At 66.7% G+C, this 18,751-nt stretch carries 18 protein-coding genes; 9 read left to right on the forward strand and 9 right to left on the reverse strand.

The window, feature by feature from the left end; genetic code table 11:
• Nucleotides 1-4: 4 nt before the first annotated feature.
• Nucleotides 5-400, forward strand: a complete 396-nt coding sequence (locus ABLE94_RS03875; RefSeq protein WP_348803998.1) for a YchJ family protein — start codon at nt 5-7, stop codon at nt 398-400.
• Between the two features lie 17 nt (nt 401-417).
• On the opposite strand, the gene ABLE94_RS03880 is transcribed toward ABLE94_RS03875, so the two are convergent.
• From ABLE94_RS03880 to pcaH, 5 genes are all read right to left on the reverse strand, one after another.
• Nucleotides 418-1,797 (reverse strand): DUF1731 domain-containing protein, encoded by a 1,380-nt coding sequence (locus ABLE94_RS03880; protein WP_348808087.1) that lies wholly within the window; start codon nt 1,795-1,797, stop codon nt 418-420.
• An 82-nt stretch (nt 1,798-1,879) separates the two neighbouring features.
• Complete coding sequence (gene pcaC / locus ABLE94_RS03885) at nt 1,880-2,269, reverse strand: 4-carboxymuconolactone decarboxylase (protein WP_348803996.1); 390 nt, start codon at nt 2,267-2,269, stop codon at nt 1,880-1,882.
• Nucleotides 2,266-3,471 carry a lyase family protein gene (locus ABLE94_RS03890; RefSeq protein WP_348808088.1) on the reverse strand — a complete coding sequence of 402 codons (1,206 nt, stop codon included), beginning with the start codon at nt 3,469-3,471 and terminating at the stop codon, nt 2,266-2,268. Before ABLE94_RS03890 ends, pcaC begins: the two co-directional genes overlap by 4 nt.
• Nucleotides 3,472-3,474: 3 nt before the next feature.
• Nucleotides 3,475-4,026 carry a protocatechuate 3,4-dioxygenase subunit alpha gene (pcaG, locus tag ABLE94_RS03895; RefSeq protein ID WP_348803994.1) on the reverse strand — a complete coding sequence of 184 codons (552 nt, stop codon included), beginning with the start codon at nt 4,024-4,026 and terminating at the stop codon, nt 3,475-3,477.
• Nucleotides 4,026-4,811, reverse strand: coding sequence for a protocatechuate 3,4-dioxygenase subunit beta (pcaH, locus tag ABLE94_RS03900; protein ID WP_348803993.1), 786 nt, complete (start codon nt 4,809-4,811; stop codon nt 4,026-4,028). The genes pcaG and pcaH overlap by 1 nt, the downstream gene beginning before the upstream one ends.
• A 71-nt stretch (nt 4,812-4,882) precedes the next feature.
• On the opposite strand from pcaH, the gene ABLE94_RS03905 reads away from it, so the two are divergent.
• Nucleotides 4,883-5,635 (forward strand): IclR family transcriptional regulator, encoded by a 753-nt coding sequence (locus ABLE94_RS03905; protein ID WP_348808089.1) that lies wholly within the window; start codon nt 4,883-4,885, stop codon nt 5,633-5,635.
• Between the two features lie 89 nt (nt 5,636-5,724).
• Here the strand turns inward: ABLE94_RS03905 and ABLE94_RS03910 are convergent, their stop codons facing one another.
• The 4 genes from ABLE94_RS03910 to ABLE94_RS03925 form a co-directional block, all read right to left on the reverse strand.
• Nucleotides 5,725-6,357 carry a DUF2461 domain-containing protein gene (locus tag ABLE94_RS03910; protein ID WP_348803991.1) on the reverse strand — a complete coding sequence of 211 codons (633 nt, stop codon included), beginning with the start codon at nt 6,355-6,357 and terminating at the stop codon, nt 5,725-5,727.
• Between the two features lie 94 nt (nt 6,358-6,451).
• Complete coding sequence (locus ABLE94_RS03915) at nt 6,452-8,692, reverse strand: molybdopterin-containing oxidoreductase family protein (protein WP_348808090.1); 2,241 nt, start codon at nt 8,690-8,692, stop codon at nt 6,452-6,454.
• A 73-nt stretch (nt 8,693-8,765) separates the two neighbouring features.
• On the reverse strand, nt 8,766-9,659 hold the full coding sequence (locus ABLE94_RS03920) for a 2-hydroxy-3-oxopropionate reductase (RefSeq protein ID WP_348808091.1): 894 nt from the start codon (nt 9,657-9,659) through the stop codon (nt 8,766-8,768).
• Between the two features lie 26 nt (nt 9,660-9,685).
• Nucleotides 9,686-10,489 (reverse strand): hydroxypyruvate isomerase family protein, encoded by an 804-nt coding sequence (locus tag ABLE94_RS03925; protein ID WP_348808092.1) that lies wholly within the window; start codon nt 10,487-10,489, stop codon nt 9,686-9,688.
• Between the two features lie 257 nt (nt 10,490-10,746).
• Here ABLE94_RS03925 and ABLE94_RS03930 point away from each other — a divergent pair, with 257 nt between their 5' ends.
• The 7 genes from ABLE94_RS03930 to ABLE94_RS03960 all read left to right on the forward strand — a co-directional run bounded on the left by ABLE94_RS03930 (nt 10,747) and on the right by ABLE94_RS03960 (nt 18,538).
• Nucleotides 10,747-11,592: a DUF5995 family protein gene (locus tag ABLE94_RS03930; RefSeq protein ID WP_348803987.1), complete on the forward strand. Its 846-nt coding sequence runs from the start codon at nt 10,747-10,749 to the stop codon at nt 11,590-11,592.
• A gap of 259 nt (nt 11,593-11,851) precedes the next feature.
• Nucleotides 11,852-14,134: a formate C-acetyltransferase gene (pflB, locus tag ABLE94_RS03935; protein ID WP_348808093.1), complete on the forward strand. Its 2,283-nt coding sequence runs from the start codon at nt 11,852-11,854 to the stop codon at nt 14,132-14,134.
• 29 nt (nt 14,135-14,163) lie between these two features.
• Nucleotides 14,164-14,958 (forward strand): pyruvate formate-lyase-activating protein, encoded by a 795-nt coding sequence (pflA, locus tag ABLE94_RS03940; protein WP_425476137.1) that lies wholly within the window; start codon nt 14,164-14,166, stop codon nt 14,956-14,958.
• A 519-nt stretch (nt 14,959-15,477) separates the two neighbouring features.
• Nucleotides 15,478-16,230, forward strand: coding sequence for a glutamine amidotransferase (locus ABLE94_RS03945; RefSeq protein ID WP_348803985.1), 753 nt, complete (start codon nt 15,478-15,480; stop codon nt 16,228-16,230).
• Nucleotides 16,231-16,299: 69 nt separating this feature from the next.
• Complete coding sequence (locus ABLE94_RS03950) at nt 16,300-16,821, forward strand: flavodoxin domain-containing protein (protein ID WP_348803984.1); 522 nt, start codon at nt 16,300-16,302, stop codon at nt 16,819-16,821.
• A gap of 168 nt (nt 16,822-16,989) precedes the next feature.
• Entirely contained in the window at nt 16,990-18,318 is a 1,329-nt protein-coding gene (locus ABLE94_RS03955) for an ammonium transporter (RefSeq protein ID WP_348803983.1), read from the forward strand.
• Between the two features lies 1 nt (nt 18,319).
• On the forward strand, nt 18,320-18,538 hold the full coding sequence (locus ABLE94_RS03960) for a hypothetical protein (protein WP_348803982.1): 219 nt from the start codon (nt 18,320-18,322) through the stop codon (nt 18,536-18,538).
• Nucleotides 18,539-18,751: the final 213 nt, after the last annotated feature.

An 18,751-nucleotide genomic window follows, 5' to 3' on the forward strand; every position in this document is an offset into this window, starting at 1 on the left:
CGGGGTGCGAACCGTCGATCGAGATGCCAGGTGTCCGTGCACATCTGGGCTCACCTTCGAGGAGTGCTGCGGTCCGGTCCTCGCCGGGCGGCGTCGGGCTCCGACCGCCGAGGCGCTGATGCGTTCCCGATTCACCGCGTTCGCGGTGGGCGATGCCGAACACCTGCTGGCAAGCTGGCATCGGTCCACCCGTCCCGCCGACCTCGACCTCGACGACACCATCGACTGGTACCGCCTTGATGTCCTCGACACCGTCGGTGGCGGACCGTTCGACACGACCGGGCAGGTCCGATTCACCGCGTTCTACCGGGGCCCGGGCGGACGGGCGAGCATGACCGAGCACAGCCGATTCGAGCGGGTGGACGGCTCGTGGTTCTACCTCGACGGAGACCAGCTGTAGCCGCGGATCACTTGCGGTCAGCTCGGCAACAGGTCGGCAAGTGCGTCGTCGAGCGTCGGATGGGTGAACCGGAAACCGGCGTCGTCGAGGACCTGTGACCGGGCGCGGCGCCCGGTCAGTCCGAGTGCGGGATCGGTGCGCAGCGCGATGGCGCCGATCTTGAGTACGGCCGCCGGGGTCGGCGGTGACGGCGGACGGTGAACGGCGCGGCGCAGGGATGCCATCAGCTCGGAGTTGCGGACCGGGTGGGGACTCGCACCGATGACGATACCGTCGGGAATGGTGAGGTGTGGGTCGAGTCCGAGTGCGGCCCGCGCCACGGCGAGCCAGTCGTCGACGTGAATCCAGCTGAACCACTGCCGGCCGGAACCGACCCGACCGCCGAGACCGAGCCTGGCCAGATCGGTCAGCCGCTTCATGGCCGGGGCTTGGCCGTCGAGGACGATGGAGGTCCGCAGGATCACCAGGTGGTCGGTGTTGGCGCCGGCCACGGCGTCCTCCCACGGCTGCGCGACACCGGTCATCTGCGGGAGTCCGGCGGGCACCGGAGTGGTCTCGGTGCACCAGGTCTCGCCCATATCGCTCCAGATGGCCGTGGTACTCGCCTGCAGCCACCGCTGCACCGGCGTGCTCCGCTGCTTGGCGGCCTCGACCAGCACCCGGGTGGCGTCGACGCGAGAGTCACGCAGCGCCGCCACATTTCGTTCGGTCGGACGACAGTCGACGAGTTTGCCCGCCAGGTTCACCACGGCCACCCGATCCGGTGCGCTCACCTGCGACGCCCACGCACCCAGTGTGCGTGCATCCCACCGTTCCTGCCGGAACGGGGACGTGTCGTCGATGGTGCGGGTCAGCACCACGGGGCGGTGTCCACGGCAGACGAGATCGGCGGCGAGATGGCGGCCGAGCGCTCCGCTTCCTCCGGCCAGCACCACGGTGAGAGAGTCCGCGCCGGGCGCAACACCCGCCAGCTGTGCGAGCCGGGCGAGGTCGGCACGATCGGTCAGTTGCGGTTGGCCGGACAGCTCGGTCCGCGCAATGGGTCCGAAAGACGCTGTGGTGGAGATGGTTTCGGAAAGCACACACCCGCCGTCGGCGGGCTCCAGGAGAAAGTCGATGACCGCAGTCCCGACCGGTTCGGGCTGAGTGAGTTGCAGATGTCGGGCCGGTTCGACCGCGGTGATCGTGAACGGCGGTGCGAGTCGCCGATGGGCCGCCGCCACGATCGGACGCGTGGAGGTGAAGTCTCCGGTGGTGCCGACCGCGACCGGTCCGTCAAGGGTGATCGTGCGATATCCGCTGTGCCATTCCGGAAGTCGCGTCGGGTCGGACAAGGCCGACCAGACGTCGTCGGGCGGGCAGGCGAGGAACTGGGAGTACGACCGGGTGCTGGGCATGACCCACGTTAGGCCGACGATCCCGTCTGCGTCGCCGTCGGCCATCTCACAGGTGAGGTTGTCCACACGGGGCGTGGTGTGTTCACAGTTCTTCGGCGAGAACCTGACCCGCGATCCGGAATGCGGTATTGGCATCCGGTACGCCGCAATAGATGGCGCTCTGCAGGATCACTTCCTTGATCTCATCGACCGACAGCCCGTTGCGCCGGGCGGCTCGGATGTGCATGGCGAGTTCCTCATGGTGGCCGCGCGCGATGAGGGCGGTCAGCGTGATCATCGACCGACTCCGGCGATCGAGTCCGGGCCGGGTCCAGATGGTGCCCCAGGCGTAGCGGGTGATGAACTCCTGGAACTCGCGTGTGAGGTCGGTGATCCCGGCACTCGCGCGATCCACATGGGCGTCGCCGAGAACCTGACGGCGCACGGTCATTCCGGACTCGTAGGGGTCGGTGTACGCCTCGGCGTCGGTCACGATGTCACTCCTCGGAGGTGGTTGCGGGCTCGGTCCAGGGTCTGATCGACCAGGGCGTCGGTGGCCCCGAGATACTCGGCCGACGCCGGCCGGCCGGTGAGGCCGGACATCGTCTGCTGCTCGGCGAGAATGCCGTGGGCGGCAGCAAGATTGGCGGCCGCCCTGTCGGGATCAAAGCGCAGGCCGGAGAACAGGTCGGCGGCCTGGGAGGCGGCGGTCACCGTGTGGCGCGTCAGCGTACGCAGGGTGGCCCACTCGGCGTGCCAGCCTCCGTCGGAACGCTCGTCGAGACTCGCCGCGGACGCGGTGTGCAGCGTCGCCCCCAACCCGGGAGCGACGACGGCGACACGGCGCAGCAAGATGGTGAGCATCGGATTGTTCTTGTGCGGCATCGTCGACGAGCCGCCGCCGGATCCTTCGGAGAATTCCCCGATCTCGGGTCGACCGGCGACAGACAGGTCACCGGCCACATGACCCCAGGCGTCGCAGCATGTCACCAGGGCGTCACCGATGCGGGTCACGCGGCTCCGGGTCGTGTGCCACGGCGGAGCGATCGCCAATCCCAACGACACGGCCGTCGTCGAGATCAGATTCTCGGCGCCCCGCGTCGAGCCGGACAACTCCACCGGAGCGGCGAGCGTGCCGGCCGCACCGCCGATCTGGACAACCGGACCGGGGAGCGCGGCAACCACGTCGGCGGCGTCGAGAATCGCGTTGAGCCACAACGCGATCCGCCGTCCCGCGGTGCCCGGCAACGCCGGCTGGGTCAGTGTCCGGGTGAGCAGGGGAGCGTCGCGATACGCCTCGATCAGCGCGACGAGCGCCCGGATCTGCGCGGCGAGGTGCTCGCCGAGCGTCTCGACTGCCTCGCGCAGGCACAGCATCAGCGCGGTGTCGAGGGTGTCCTGACTGGTGAGGCCGCGGTGCAGCCACCGTGCGGTGTCGGCACCGGCGCGTGAGCGCAACACCGACACCAGTCCGCTGACCGGATTGCCGTCACCCTCGGCGCCGACCGCGATGGCGTCGAGGTCGTCGGTGCCGACGAGATCATGCAGATCCGCCGCCGCCGTGGCGGGTGCGACGCCGGTCCCCACAAGTGCTGCCAGCCAGGCATTCTCGACGTCGACGAGAGCATGGAAGAACGCCTGGTCGGTCATCACGGTGCCGGCGCGATGATCACCCGGCCAGAACAGGTCGCCCAATGCCTACTGCCCCGGGTAGTGCAGGAACACGGTCTCGTCCTCGCCCTGCAGGTGGATGTCGAATCGGTAGCCATCCCGATCGCGTTCGGCGATCAGGGTGTGGCGGCGCTCGGCGGGGACACCGGCGAGGAACGTGTCCTCGTCGGTGAGCGGCCCCGGCAGATATGCCCGGGTGAACAAGCGATGCAGCAGCCCCCGGCCGAACACGGTCAACAGAAAGTACGGCGCCGCACCGCCGATCGGGCCGGGTGGCACGGTGCTGAACGAATAATCGCCGGCATCGTCGGTGGCGCACCGTCCCCAACCGCTGAACGTCCACCCGTCCCGTTTGAGCGAGCCCGCGGTCCGGGGGATGGTGCCGTCGGCGTTGGCCTGCCAGATCTCGAGCAGGACATCGGGAACGGGTTGTCCGTCGCCGTCGACGACCTGCCCGTGGAAGCGGACGGCGTCGGGGCTGCGCGGCGGGACGAGTTCGTTGTCGCCGCCGAAGGGCAACGCGTAGCCGTAGAACGGTCCGATGGTCTGGGCCGGGGTGGGTGGCAGCAGGGTGGTCATCAGTTGTCCTCATCGTCGTCGAGTGGGGTGCGGTTGCTGCCGGTGAGCACGATGTCCCAACGGTATCCGGTGGACCACTCGTGGCTGGTCACATCGTGGTCATAGGTGGCGACGAGCCGTTCGCGCGCCTTGGCGTCGACGATCGACTGATAGATCGGGTCGAACGGGAACAGCGGATCGCCCGGGAAGTACATCTGGGTGATCATCCGCTGGGTGAAATCCGTTCCGAACAACGAGAAGTGGATGTGCGCGGGGCGCCAGGCATTGTGGTGGTTCTTCCACGGGTACGGCCCGGGCTTGATCGTGGTGAACGAATAGTTGCCCTCGTCGTCGGTCAGGCATCGTCCGACGCCGGTGAAGTTCGGGTCGATCGGTGCATGGTGCTGATCCCGCTTGTGGATGTAACGCCCGGCGGAGTTCGCCTGCCAGATCTCCACCAACTGGCGACGCACCGGCCGACCCTGCCCGTCGACGACACGCCCGGTGACCACGATCCGCTCACCGATCGGCTCCCCGCGATGCTGGATCGTCAGATCCGATTCGAGCTTGTGGACGTCACGCTCACCGAAAACGGGTGACCAGAGTTCGAGGGTCTCCGGGTCGGCGTGATGCGGGTCCTTGGTGGGGTGACGCAGCAGGCTGCTGCGGTAGGGCGGGTAGTCCAGGCGTGGCTGGGTCTCTTCCACCCCGGCGTGCTGATAAGCGGTCTCGATCGCAGCGATCTCGCCACTGATCTCCCGCTGGCTCGCCGACGCGCTGTCGGGATTGGTGTTGATGGCTGTCATGGAGCTCACAGTAGGTGCGCCGATGTGACCCAGGAAAGGGTAGTCTTCCACTCAGCGGAAAGGATGGGCGAATGGCGGGTAACACCTCGACAGCGGGGGCGACCGTGACCTCGCGGGTGCTCGCGATCATCGGCGCCTTCGATGAGCGACATCGGGTGCTGACGCTCTCCGAACTCGCGCGCCGCGCCGACCTGCCGGTGGCCACGGTGCACCGGCTGACCGCCGAGTTGGTGGCGGGACAGGCCCTGGCCCGACGCCCGGACGGACGTTTCGTGGTGGGACGACTGTTGTGGGAGGCGGGATTGCGGGCGCCGATCGAGGGGCGACTCAAACAGGCCGCGGAACCGTTCCTGCACGACGTGTACGCCGCGACCCTGGCCACGGTGCATCTGGCCGTGCGCGACGAGGCCAAGGTGCTCTACGTCGAGCGCATGGCAGGGCGGGCATCGGTGCCGATCGTCAGCACGGTGGGCAGCCGATTGCCGTTGCACTGCACCGGAGTCGGCAAGGTGCTGCTGGCCCATGCCCCGGCCGAGGTCGTCGACACCGCGATGGGCGACCTGATCCGCATCACCCCGCACACCATCACCTCCGCCGATGTGCTGCGGCGTCAACTCGAGACGATCCGGCGGGACGGGTACGCGACCACCAGCGAGGAGATGTCGCCCGGGGCGTGCTCGCTGGCGGTCCCGGTGATGCCGTCGAGCGATCCCGATTCCGTCGTCGCCGCGATCGGCGTGGTGGTCCCCACCCTGAAACGCGATCGGCAACGTCTCCTGGCCGCACTGTCGGTGGCGGCGCGCGGAATCGGGCGGCAACTCTGAGCTCGTCGAGTGTGCGCCGTATCGCATCGAGTGGGCGCCGTATCGCATCGAGTGGGCGCCGCGTCTCTTGTCGCGGCCACCCGACCCAATCAGGCGTTGGCGTGTCGCAGAATCCAGTCGATGAGCGGCGTCGTCTCGCGCCAGTCGGCACGGACCACGTCGACGAGTGCGGACGTGTGGATGACCGGTTCGAATCCGTGATCGCGCGTCACGGTGAGGGTCTTGTGACGGAGGAGTTCGATGCGGGGATGGTCCTTGGGATAGCCGCGGGGCGCGGTCTTGAGCCGGTCGCCACCCACCTCCCAGCCGGCCTCGGCCAGCGCCGTCAGCATCCGCTCCAGTTCCCGCCCCGACCGCTCGTTGTCGATCGCGGATCTCAGCGCCGACAATCGTTCGGACCCGAGGTCGTAGACGCCACCGCCCACCCGCACACCGGGCGCGCCGATCTGGACGTAGTACCCGGTGGCCGGCGCGACCGGCACGTAGGCGCCCTGATGAGTCTTGTACGGCGACTTGTCCTTTGAGAATCGGACATCGCGGTACGGTCGAAACATCTTGGCCTGACCGAACTCGGCGGCGAGCGCATCGGTGAGCGCTGTCATCGGTTGCGCCACCGCGGTCCGGTACACCTCCTTGTGCGACTCCCAGAAGGCCTTGGTGTTGTCGATCTCGAGGTCGTCGTAGAAATCGAGTGCGGCCTCGGGGAATCCGTCGAATGTCATGTCGCCCTTGCGTGCGCTGGGGATGGTCGACAGGTGATCGACCTCTGCTCCCTACCGTACTGTCGGCACGATCGACGCGGGAGTTCGATGCACATCACCTCGCGGCCGGCGCCGAACTCGCCGCGGGTGATCGTGAGGTGCGGTCCACCGGGAGGACCTGAATCGGCACCCCGGTCATGTTGGCCATCCCGGCAAGCCGTTCGAGGTCCACCGGGTCCGAGGAGATCAGGGCATTGACGTTGACGCCACCGGACCCGAGATCGGTCTCGGCCGCCGCATTGGCCTTGCGCCACCCGCCGGAACCGTTGTGGCCCCAACCGTGCGGGATGGCCACCACGCCGCGTTTGATCTGGTCGGTCAGGGTCACCGGCAGCGAGATACTACCGTGCCGCGACGTCACGGTCACCAGCTCACCGTCACCGATACCACGGTCCAACGCATCCCGGGTGTGCATCCGCGCGGAGTGTGTCCGCCCACCCCGAAGCAGCAGGGGAGCATTGTGCTGCCAACTGTTCTCCGAGCGGATCTCACGCATTCCGATGAGACGCAACGGGAATCGTTCGTCTCCGACGTCGTCGAGGCGATCGAGTTCGGCGAGGATCTCCGGGGCGTCGAGGCGCACCTTGCGGTCGCGGTGGGTGACGGTCGTGCGGAGCCGGCCGGGGCTGAGGCCGTCGGCGACCACGGTGCCGTGCGGGAAGTCGTCGATGAGCCTGCGGTAGGTCAGACCGCCGCGTCGCAGGCCGAAACGGTCACCACCCAGGCCGAGGCGAATCACCAGATCCGAGACGTGACGTGGGGTGAGCAGGCCACCGACCGCTCGAGACACCGTGTTACCCAGGTGCATCAGTGCGAGGAGGGGACTGCGCCGGGTCAACGCCGCGACCAGGTCGTTGATCACCGTCCATTCCTCCCGTGCCTCGCCCATCGGTGCGATGACCGCCTCGGTGGCCTGTTTGAACGGGGTGGTGAACAACGCCTGGAAGGGGAGCAGGAAATCGGCGCGCTCGTACATCGTGGTCGCCGGCAGGATGTAGTCGGCGTGCGCATTCGTCTCGTTGCGGTAGATGTCGAGGGACACCATCAGCTCGAGTTCGCCGAGCGCACTGCGTAATTCGTCGCCGTTGGGGACCGACAACACGGGATTGCCCGCCGACACGAACAGCGCTCGCAGTTGGCCGCGCCCCGGCGTCATGATCTCCTTGGCCATCACCGACGCCGGGGCGGTACCCAGGACCTGCGGTAGGTTGCCGATCCGGCTGCGTCGGCCCGCCCAGGTGAAACCCGGGACGTGCGCCAAGGCGCCGATCGCCAGTCGCTGCCCGGGAATCCCCAAGTCGCCGAACATACTTCCGCCGACCACATCCAGATTGCCCGCGACCAGGTTCACCATGTCCAGCAGCGCGGTCGTCAACGTTCCGGTCCGGCCCAGCGAGGTCCCGATGCGTCCGTAGACCGCGGCGCGTTCGGTGCGTACCAGTCGCCGGGCGATCTCGCGCACGGTGTCGGCATCGATATCGGTGCGTGCGGCGGTGTCCTCGGGTGCGAAGCCCGCTGCGGTGCGCGTGAGGGCGTCGACACCACGGGCACGTGTGCGCAGTTCGTCCACGTCGACGAGTTCCTCGGTGAACATCACGTTCAGCAGTGACAGCAGGAACAGGGCATCGGTGTCCGGGGTGATCGGCAACCAGTCGAACTCGCGCGCGGTCTCGGTGCGTCGCGGATCGATCACGAGCACATCCCCGCCGCGTTTCACGATGGCGTGCAACCCGTCGCGGATGCGAGGTGAACTCATCACGCTGCCGTGCGACACGATCGGGTTGGCGCCGATGATGATCAGGAAGTCGGTCCGGTTGATGTCGGGTATCGGTGCGGCGACCGGGTTTCCGTAGAGAAAGTGACTCGCCACGAAACGATTGTTCACGTCCTGGGAGCCCGCCGAGTACATGTGCGGAGAGCCGAGCAGACTCATCAGCGCCGCCGTCCACAGGGTGTGTCCGGTGGAGAAGGTCGCCGGATTGCCGAAGTACCACCCGATCGACGAGTTGCCGTGCGTGCGCTGCACCGCGCCGAGACGGGCACCGATGTCGGCGAGCGCGCTGTCCCACGTCACCTGCTCGAAGTCGCCGTCGGGGGTGCGCCGCAACGGATGCAGCACCCGATCGGGATCGTTGACGATCTCGGTGAAGGCGATGCCCTTCGGACAGGCGAAGCCGCGCGAGAGGGGATGTTGCCTGTCCGGGCGCAGTGCGACCAGCCGACCGTCCTCGACGGTGGCGATCATGCCGCACAGTGGCTCGCAGATTCGGCAGTAGGTGGGCTGATCCGTCCGCATGCCGGGACTCCTCGTGAGACGACGTTTCTGGCAACGAGTGTTGCATGATTTGCCGCCGGTGGTGGCCGATCGGTCAGGCGGGAGGATCCGATAGACGCCCGGAGAGCCGCTCGACACCGCGGAACAGCGCCGAATGGTCGAGCCCGCCGTCGCCGTTGGCACGCGCCGACGCCATCAGCGACGCCACCAACGAACCGACCGGAAGCACCACACCGGCATGGCGTGCCGCCGCGGCCATGTTGCCGAGGTCCTTGTGGTGCAGATCGATTCGTCCGCCCGGCGTGAAGTCGCGGTCGAGCATCCGGGTCGCCTTGGTGTCGAGCACCGCCGACCCGGCCAGCCCTCCGCCCAGGACCCGAACCGCGGCCGCGGTGTCGACGTCCTGCGCCTCCAGAAACACCAGTGCCTCGGCGAGGGCCTCGATGTTGGCGGCCACGATGAGCTGGTTGGCGGCCTTCACCATCTGCCCGCTGCCACTCGGTCCGACATGGGCGATCGTCGCGCCGACCGCCTCCAACACCGGGGTCGCCCGGGCGAATGCGTCCTCGGCACCGCCGACCATGATCGACAGCGTGCCCGCGATGGCGCCCTCCTCACCGCCGGATACCGGAGCGTCGAGAAAGGCGTGACCGACTGACGCGGTTCGCTCGGCCATCCGGATAGCGGCGTCCGGGGCGATGCTGGAGAAGTCGATGATCACGGTGTTCGGTGCGGCGTGGGCGAGGACCCCGTCCTCGGCGGTGATCACCTGCTCGACGTCGGCGGAATCGGGCACCATCAGCGCGACGACGTCGGCGCCGGACACGGCCTCGGCGATCGAGCCGGCCGCCGCTCCGCCGGCATCGGTGAGGGCCCGGGCGCGCGAGGGTGTGCGGTTGTAACCGGTCACGGTGTGCCCGGCGCGGACCATGTTGATCGCCATCGGGCTACCCATGATGCCCAGGCCGATGAATGCGATTGTCGCCATGGGTGATTCCTCCCTGGGGTCGGTGGTCATGCCGGGAAGTCCGATATCCAGTCGAACGGATCGGCGCGGGTGGCCCGGTACTCCAGGCTGATCCAGCCCCGATAGGACTGCGTGTCGAGAATGCGCAGACACCGTGCCAGATCGAGGTTTCCGGTGCCCGGCTCGCCGCGTCCGGGTGCATCGGCGAGTTGGACGTGGCCGACGCGACCGGAATGGACCGAGAGCACCTCGTCGAGGTCGTCACCGTTGACCGCGAGGTGATAGAGGTCGGCGAGCAGCATCACGTTGTCGACGCCGTGCTCCCGGCGAACCCGATCGCAGACGGCGACCGCGTCGGCGGCGTGCAGCAGGGGATAGGCCGGTATGGCGCTGAGGGGTTCGACGAGGATCGTCGCACCGATCGCGGCCGCGGCGCGTGCGGCGATCGCGAGGTTCTCCGTCGCGAGCTCATTCTGCGTGGCCACCTCGAGGCCGTCGACGCGATTGCCGTACAGGGCGTTGAAACCGACTGTGCCCAGACGTTTCCCGATATCGGTGGCCACGTCGACACTGTCGCGGAACTCGGCGGAGTGCCGCGGGGACGACAGCAGGCCCCGGTCACCGGCGGCGAGATCACCGGCGGCGAGGTTCAGATGGGTCAGCCGGACGCCGGCGTCCTCGACTGCTGTCACGAACGCCTCGACGTCGCGATCGGCCGGCACCGTGACGTCGAACGGCCACCAGAATTCGACGGCGTCGAAGCCGGCGTCGCGGGCGTGCCGTGGCCGGTGCAGCAGTGATGCCGCGGTGAACAGGATGGAGCAGTTGACCGTCAGGCGGCGCCGGTCCACGTGGTCAACCCGCCGTCGGCGACGCTGCGGGCAGCGGCCAATCCCGATGCGAAATATCTTGTGCCTCTGCACTATCGACATCCACTGTGCCGGGAGTGCGCGGTGCGGACCGTGCGTTCATGTGATCAGCGTACGGAGGTGCCGACTGTCGGTGCAGCAGGCAGGCGGACCCGCCCGACATCGCTCGCCCCGGGCGGGCACTGGATCTGCCATTCGGAGGATGGGCATCCGGGCGTCCGCAGCGGATAATCGTGCCCATGCCCGCCCGTCCCGCAGTTGTCGCGCCGCCGGACCCGATCCCGGCCGTCACCACCATCGACGAGGTGGTGGTGGCCCTCGACGGCATCATCGCCTGGGCCGGTCCGGCCGCGAGTCGGCTCGGCTACTTCGCGGCGCTGTACAAGCGCATCACCCTCGCCGTCGGCGTCGCGGTCGAGAACGGAATGTTCGACGACGGTCCGCGGATGGACCGCCTCGACGCCGCGTTCGCGTCCCGCTACCTCGACGCCCTCAACGGGCATTTTCACCCGCACCTGTTCCCCAAACCGAGCCGGTCGTGGCGCACCACCTTCGCGCACGCCACCGATCCCGAGCCGATCATCGTGCAGCACATGCTGTCCGGTATCGCCGCCCACATCGTGCTGGACCTGGGGATCGCGTCGGTGGAGGTCGCCGGTCGTGGTGGCCTGACCGATCTCGACCACGACTTCACGACGATCAACGCGGTCCTCGCCGGCCAGGTGAGCAGCATCGTGACCGACATCAACGAGCTCTCGCCGGCACTGGCCGAGATCTACGCGGTCCTGCAGCAGAACCAGATCTTCGCGATCAACGCTGCGATCAGGGAACTTCGGGACAGCGCATGGCGATTCGCGCATGTTCTCGCGTTCACCCCGGGATTCGCCCGCGCTCCGGTCATCCTTGCACGAGATTTCCAGGTGTCGGGAGAATGCGGGCTGGTCTTCGACCCTCCCGGGCTGGTGGGTGTCCTCGACATCGCCGTCACGCAGATCGCCGAGCGGGAAAGCCGCGACGTCGCACACAACATCGCGGTGCTCGACGAGTTGGCCGCCACGCCCGCGCCGATCACCACCGAACTCTGACCGGGGTGGCCGCTCGCCGTGGCGTAGAAGCGGCATAAGAGTCGTGGGCACTTGGGGATTCGGACATCGATGAGCGAGTCAGGCTCGGGGTTCCCGGCTGTCGCGACGTGGATTCCGTGGACGACACATAGGACCTTGTACCCTTCTGACGTGCAGTTATGCGCTCACGGTCGTACCGTTGACGTAAGCGAAACCAGCGCCGAGTTCGCCCCGCGGGTGATCCCTGCGGACGGATGACCCCGGTCGAGAGGGCGAGATCATGAGCACTGAGCGAGTCACCGATCCGACAATCCGCGACGGTCACACCGATCCCCGCCTGAGTGCATGGCATGGATTCCGGCTGGGGGATTGGTGCGACCGCATCGACGTCCGCGGCTTCATCCAGGACAACTACACACCGTACGACGGCGACTCCGCATTCCTGAGCGGGCCCACGGACCGCACCACCGCGATCTGGTCGCGGCTGTCGCAGATGTTCCCCGAGGAACGCCGCAAGGGCGTCTACGACGTCGACTTCGAGACACCCGCGGCGATCACCGCGCACGGACCGGGATACATCGACGAACCCAACGAGATCATCGTCGGATTGCAGACCGACGCACCACTGAAACGGGCGATCATGCCGTTCGGTGGCTGGCGGATGATCGTCAAGGAACTCGACACCTACGGATACCCGGTCCCACCGGAGCTCGCCGAGATCTTCACGAAGTACCGAAAGACCCACAACGAGGCCGTCTTCGACGTCTATCCCCCCAATGTGCGGGCGGCACGCAGCTCCCACATCGTGACCGGCCTACCCGACGCCTACGGCCGCGGCCGGATCATCGGCGACTATCGACGGGTGGCGCTGTACGGGGTGGACGCGCTGATCGACGCCAAGAAGGTCGACCGCATCGACCTCGACATGGAGCCCTCGACCGAGGACGTGATCCGCGACCGTGAGGAGAACGCCGAGCAGATCAGGGCGCTCGGTGAGCTCAAGGAGATGGCGGCGTCCTACGGGTACGACATCTCCGGTCCGGCGACCACGGCCCGAGAGGCCGTGCAGTGGCTGTATTTTGGCTACCTCGCGGCGGTGAAGGAGCAGAACGGCGCCGCGATGTCGCTGGGCCGCACGTCGACGTTCGTCGACATCTACCTCGAACGTGACATCGCCGATGGCATCCTGACCGAGGAGTCGGCGCAGGAGATCATCGACGACTTCGTGATCAAGCTGCGGATCGTCCGGTTCCTCCGGACGCCGGACTACGACGCGTTGTTCTCCGGCGATCCGACCTGGGTCACCGAGAGCATCGGCGGTATCGGTGAGGACGGTCGCCCATTGGTCACCCGGACCTCGTTCCGTTACCTGCAGACCCTCTACAACCTCGGACCCGCGCCCGAACCGAATCTCACCGTGCTGTGGTCTCCGCGACTTCCTCAGGGATTCAAGGACTTCTGCGCCGAGGTATCCATCGACACCTCCGCCATCCAATATGAGTCCGACGAACTCCTCCGCGAATCGTGGGGTGACGACACCGCGATCGCGTGTTGCGTGTCGGCGATGGCGGTCGGTAAGCAGATGCAGTTCTTCGGTGCCCGCGTCAACCTCGCCAAGGCGCTGTTGTATGCGATCAATGGCGGTCGCGACGAGATCTCCGGCGCTCAGATCGCGCCGGCGAGTTCCCCGGCGGCCGGTGACGTCCTGGAATTCGACGCGGTGCTCGCCGCGTACGACCGCTTGCTGGACTGGCTTGCCGAGACTTACGTCGATGCGCTCAACTGCATTCACTACATGCATGACAAGTACGCCTACGAGCGCATCGAGATGGCCCTGCATGATCGGGTTGTGCTGCGCACCATGGCATGTGGGATCGCCGGCCTGTCGGTGGCGGCGGACTCGTTGTCGGCGATCAAGTATGCGACGGTCCGTCCAGTCCGTGACGAGACCGGCCTCGTCGTCGACTATCGCGTCAGTGGCGAGTTCCCCTGCTTCGGCAACGACGACGACCGCGTCGATGACATCGCGGTCGACCTGGTGCACCGGTTCATGACCAAGATCCGCGCCCAGCAGACCTATCGGCATGCCCGGCACACCCAGTCGGTGCTGACGATCACCTCGAATGTGGTGTACGGCAAGCACACCGGCAACACCCCCGACGGACGACGGCTCGGCGAACCATTCGCTCCCGGGGCCAACCCGATGAACGGACGGGATGTGCACGGGGTGATGGCGTCGGCGTTGTCGGTCGCCAAGATTCCGTATGCTGATGCGCAGGACGGTATCTCGCTCACCACATCGGTCGTCCCGTCGGGGCTGGGGCGTACCCGCGACGAGCAGGTGCACAATCTCGTCGGCATCCTCGACGCCTACAACGTGTCCCACGGATTCCACGTCAACATCAACGTGCTGAACCGCGAAACCCTCGAGGACGCGATGGAACACCCGGAGCGCTACCCGCAGTTGACGATCCGCGTATCCGGATATGCGGTCAACTTCGTGCGATTGAGCCGGGAACAGCAACTCGACGTGCTGTCGCGGACCTTCCACGCAGGTCTGTGACGGTGTCCGAGAGATTCGGTGGCGTCGGCATGCCGACCGTACCGCCGATGGAGATCGCCGATCTGGAGGTGGCGGCCAGCGAACGTCTCGTCGATCATGGGTCCGGAGCCGTGCACTCGTGGGACCTGGTGACCGCCGCGGACGGCCCGGGTACCCGTATGACGCTGTTCCTGTCGGGGTGTGGGATGCGGTGCCAGTACTGCCAGAACCCCGACACCTGGCGGATGAGGGACGGCGTTCGCCACACCGTCGACGAGGTGATGGAGCGGGTGATGCGCTATCGCACCGTCATGGACGTGACCGGCGGCGGCCTGACGATCTCCGGCGGTGAACCGCTGCTCCAGGCCCGATTCGTGGTGAACATCTTCTCCCGCTGCCACGAGGCCGGAATCCACACCGCCCTCGACACCAACGGCATGCTCGGGTCGCGCCTGGGCGACGACGACCTCGACACCGTCGACCTGTACCTGCTTGACATCAAATCCGGTCTCCCGGACACGTATCGGCGCGTCACCGGTCGGGAACTGGCCCCCACACTGACGTTCGCCCGACGGCTCTCCGACCGAGGAAAGCGCATGTGGATCCGCTTCGTCCTGGTACCCGGACTGACCGATGCCGTCGAGAACGTCGAGGCCGTCGCCGACATCGTCGCCGGTCTCGATGGTGTGGAGCGCGTCGAGGTGCTGCCGTTTCATCAGCTGGGCCGCGAGAAGTGGGCCGCGACCGGTGAGCCCTACCTGCTGGCCGACACACCCGTCCCGGATGCCGATCTCATCGCCCGGGTGCAGGGCCAGTTCGCCGCACGGGGACTCGTCGTCCGGTAGCGGGATTCAGCCGGTTGGGCCGGGTCACCTCCCGCCGCTGGTCGAGCCCGACGAAGCGAAGCTGAGGAGGTGTCGAGACCCGGTGCGGTGACGCTACAACCCACCCACCTCGTCGCGGCGATCCACCGCCCGCAGGTCGGAACGCGCTACCACCCGCAGGTCGGAACGCGCCTCCACCCGTTGGTCGAGCCCGACGAAGCGAAGCTGAGGAGGTGTCGAGACCCGGTGCGGTGACGCTGCAACCCACCCACCTCGTCGCGGCGATCCACCGCCCGCAGGTCGGAACGCGCTACCACCCGCTGGTCGGAACGCGCGCCTGCTCCCGTTGGTCGAGCCCGACGAAGCGAAGCTGAGGAGGTGTCGAGACCCGGTGAGATGACGCTGCAACCCACGCACCGCCACGGCCGATCCGCAGACGGTCCGCACGGGCGGGATGCGCGGCCGCACAGGTAGAGTGGGAAGGTCCGCGTTGATCGGAGCGCGTCGGACGAGGTCATCGGAGCTCCGGCAGCGAGAGCCATGTCCACGACCGCGCCGTACCTTCTTCTGTCCATCCGCGCGGAACCCGACGCGGCGGCCGACGAGTACAGTTCGGTGCTCCGGCTCGGCGAACTCGCCCCGTCCGAGTTACACGGAATCAATCTGACACAACGCCCTTTGGGGACAATCGATCTCGACGAATGGTCGGGGATCATCCTGGGCGGCGGCCCATACAACGTCAGCGATACGGTGGGGGACAAGACCACCACCCAACGACGCGTCGAGAGTGAACTCGTCGACCTTCTCGGGCGCATCGTCGACTCCGACTTCCCCTTTCTCGGTTGTTGTTACGGCGTGGGCGCCTTGGGTTCGGTGATCGGCGCGACGATCGATCGCAGCCACGGTGAACCGGTGGGGGCGACAACGGTGAGCCTGACCGCGGCCGGCCACGATGATCCGCTGTTCGCCGGGCTGCCCGACACTTTCGACGCCTACGGCGGACACAAGGAGGCGGCCTCGGCATTGCCCGAGTTCGCCGTCCACCTCGCCACGTCACCGGCCTGCCCGGTGCAGGCATTCCGGGTGGGCGCGAATGTGTATGCCACACAGTTTCATCCGGAGCTCGACGCGGACAGCCTGGCGACCCGCATCGACGTCTACCGCGACTTCGGGTACTTCGATCCGGAGTCGGCCGAGTCCTTGAAGGCCTCGGCGCGTGAGCATGATGCCCGGCATCCGGCGATGATCCTGCGCCGTTTTGTGCATCGTTACCGTCGTATGACGTCCGGGTGAGCACGATCCACGGAGAGCCGGGGACGTTGGCCTCTTCTCCGTCGGGACGTCGTGCGCGATCATAGGGTGATGACGTCATCGGTACTCGTCGCGTACGCCAGCGCGGACGGGTCGACCGCCGAAGTGGCCGAACGTCTCGGTGAGCACCTGAGCGAGTCGGCCATGTCGGTGAGCGTCGCATCGGTCGCCGATCGCCCCGACACGTCGTCGTTCGATGTCGTGGTCGCGGGTAGCGCCATTCACAATGGTGACTTCTTACCGGAGTTCGCCGCCTTCGTCGATGAGAACGAGCAGGACCTGCGTCAACGACCGGTGTGGCTCTTCTCGCTGGGGATGGGACCGACGTTGCGCGGACCGATCGGCGCGATCTTCCGTACCAAGGTGCCACCGGCGATCGCAGCTCTGCGGGACCGGATCGACGCGGTCGAGTACCACCCGTTCGCGGGAAGTTTCGGCCGCCCACCCGAACGTCGGTTCCGAATGGTGATGTGGGCCATGGGTGCTCGTCCGGGGGATCACCGCGACTGGGATGACGTCGAGAAGTGGGCCGCCACGATCGCGGCACATCCGGTGTCGCCGACTCGGCGGTGACCCGAACTCCCTGGGCGACTCGTCGGATCAGAGGTTCGTCCGGTTTACGTCGTTTTTACTGTTCGGGAATCATCGCGAGACGAACACTGCCCTAAGGTCAGATCTGCGTACACCGTCGGTACGCCTTGAACACTGATGTGAAACCTTATCGTTCAGCGGAGGTCTGCCTTGCCACCGGAAGTCGATGATGCTTTGACGACGATGACGTCGGTCAACAATGAATTTTTCTACTGGGTCTCGATCGCGTTGATGATGTTCATCCACGCAGGATTTCTCGCCTATGAGGTCGGCGCGTCGCGCTCGAAGAACGTACTGGCCACCGCCATGAAGAACCTGCTGGCCTTCGCGACGATCGTCGCATCGTTCTTCTTCGTCGGTTGGTTCCTCTACAACGCCATGCCCAGCGGCTTCATCGAGTTCAACGATGCCGCCAAGGCCGCGTTGCCGTGGAGCGACAACATGGGCCCCAACGTGCAGGACTCGTCGAGCGGCATCTTCTGGGGAGCGTTCGCACTGTTCGCCGCCACCACCGGATCGATCATGTCCGGTGCCGTCCTCGAACGCATCCGCACCAGCGGTTTCCTGATCCTGACCGTCATGGTCGGTTCGGTCGTGTGGATCATCGGTGCTGCCTGGGGTTGGCACGGTGCGGGATGGATGCTCACCAAGATGGGTTTCCACGACGTGGGTGCCGCGGGATGCGTGCACACCATCGCCGGTTTCGCCGCGCTGGGTATCCTCATCAACCTCGGGCCACGCGTGGGCCGTTTCCGGGAGGACGGCACCGCCGTCACCATCCGGCCCCACAACCTACCGCTCACCATGGTCGGGTTGATGCTGATCTTCGCCGGCTTCTTCGGCTTCCTGATGGGCTGCGTGATCTACGGTCCCGGTGGCTACGCGACGATCTACGGCAGCCCGACCACGTTGTCCGCCTTCGCTTTCAACACGCTGATGGGATTGGCGGGCGGAATCATCGGCGCCTATATCGCCTCCCGCGGTGAACCGTTCTGGACCATCTCCGGTGGACTGGCCGGCGTGATCGGAGTGGCCTCGGGAATGGACCTCTATCACCCGGCACTGGCCTTCATCCTCGCGCTCGCTGCCGGAGCGCTGGTGCCCTACATCGGAAAGTTGCTGGAGCGCTTCAAGATCGACGACGTCGTCGGTGCTGTCGCCGTGCACGGTGGTATCGGTCTCTACTCGGTGGTCATGGCCGGCGTCTTCCTGGCCGGCTACCCGAACACGGATGGGAATCCGAGTATTTCGCTGTGGGGGCAGCTGGTCGGCGGTCTCGTGTTCGTGGCGATGGGATTCATTCCGGCATATCTGGTGTCTCTCGGACTCAAGAAGGTCGGTCTGCTGCGCATCCCGCCGGAGGTCGAGGAGCACGGACTGGACTTGGCAGAGGTCCCGGCAACGCCCTATCCGGAAGGCATACCGGTGACCGCGATGCGCACGGAGACAACGGTACTGGTGATCGAGGAGGCGAACTGACATGTTCAATCCGATTGATTCCTACGACGACGCCGATGTGGTGTACACCTTCGGTGGCAACTCGGTGGGCGTCTGGGTGGTGTTCATCCTCGCGGTGGTGCTGTTCGTCGCCTTCTTCGTCAAGATGATCCGGCACGAGAACCACGCCTACAAGTCGATGATCGAGCACACCCCGATCGAGAAGGGCCCCGCCGCCGAGGGAGAACCGCCGGTCTACTAAAGCGCTGTCAACGCAGCCGAGGGCGCTGTCAACTCCGATCGGGTTGACAGCGCCCTCAACGTCGTTGACGGCGCTCAGGCGATACCGCCGACGACGAGATACTCGGCGGTGGCGGTGCCGCCGGCCGAGGTCGCGACCGCCATCACGATGGCTCCGTAGGGCTCGCGCCACTGGGAGTGGCGACGTTCGAGTTCGGCTGTCGGGATCTCGGTG

It is taken from the genome of Gordonia sp. VNK1 (genome assembly GCF_040049135.1).
Lineage (GTDB): Bacteria > Actinomycetota > Actinomycetes > Mycobacteriales > Mycobacteriaceae > Gordonia > Gordonia oleivorans.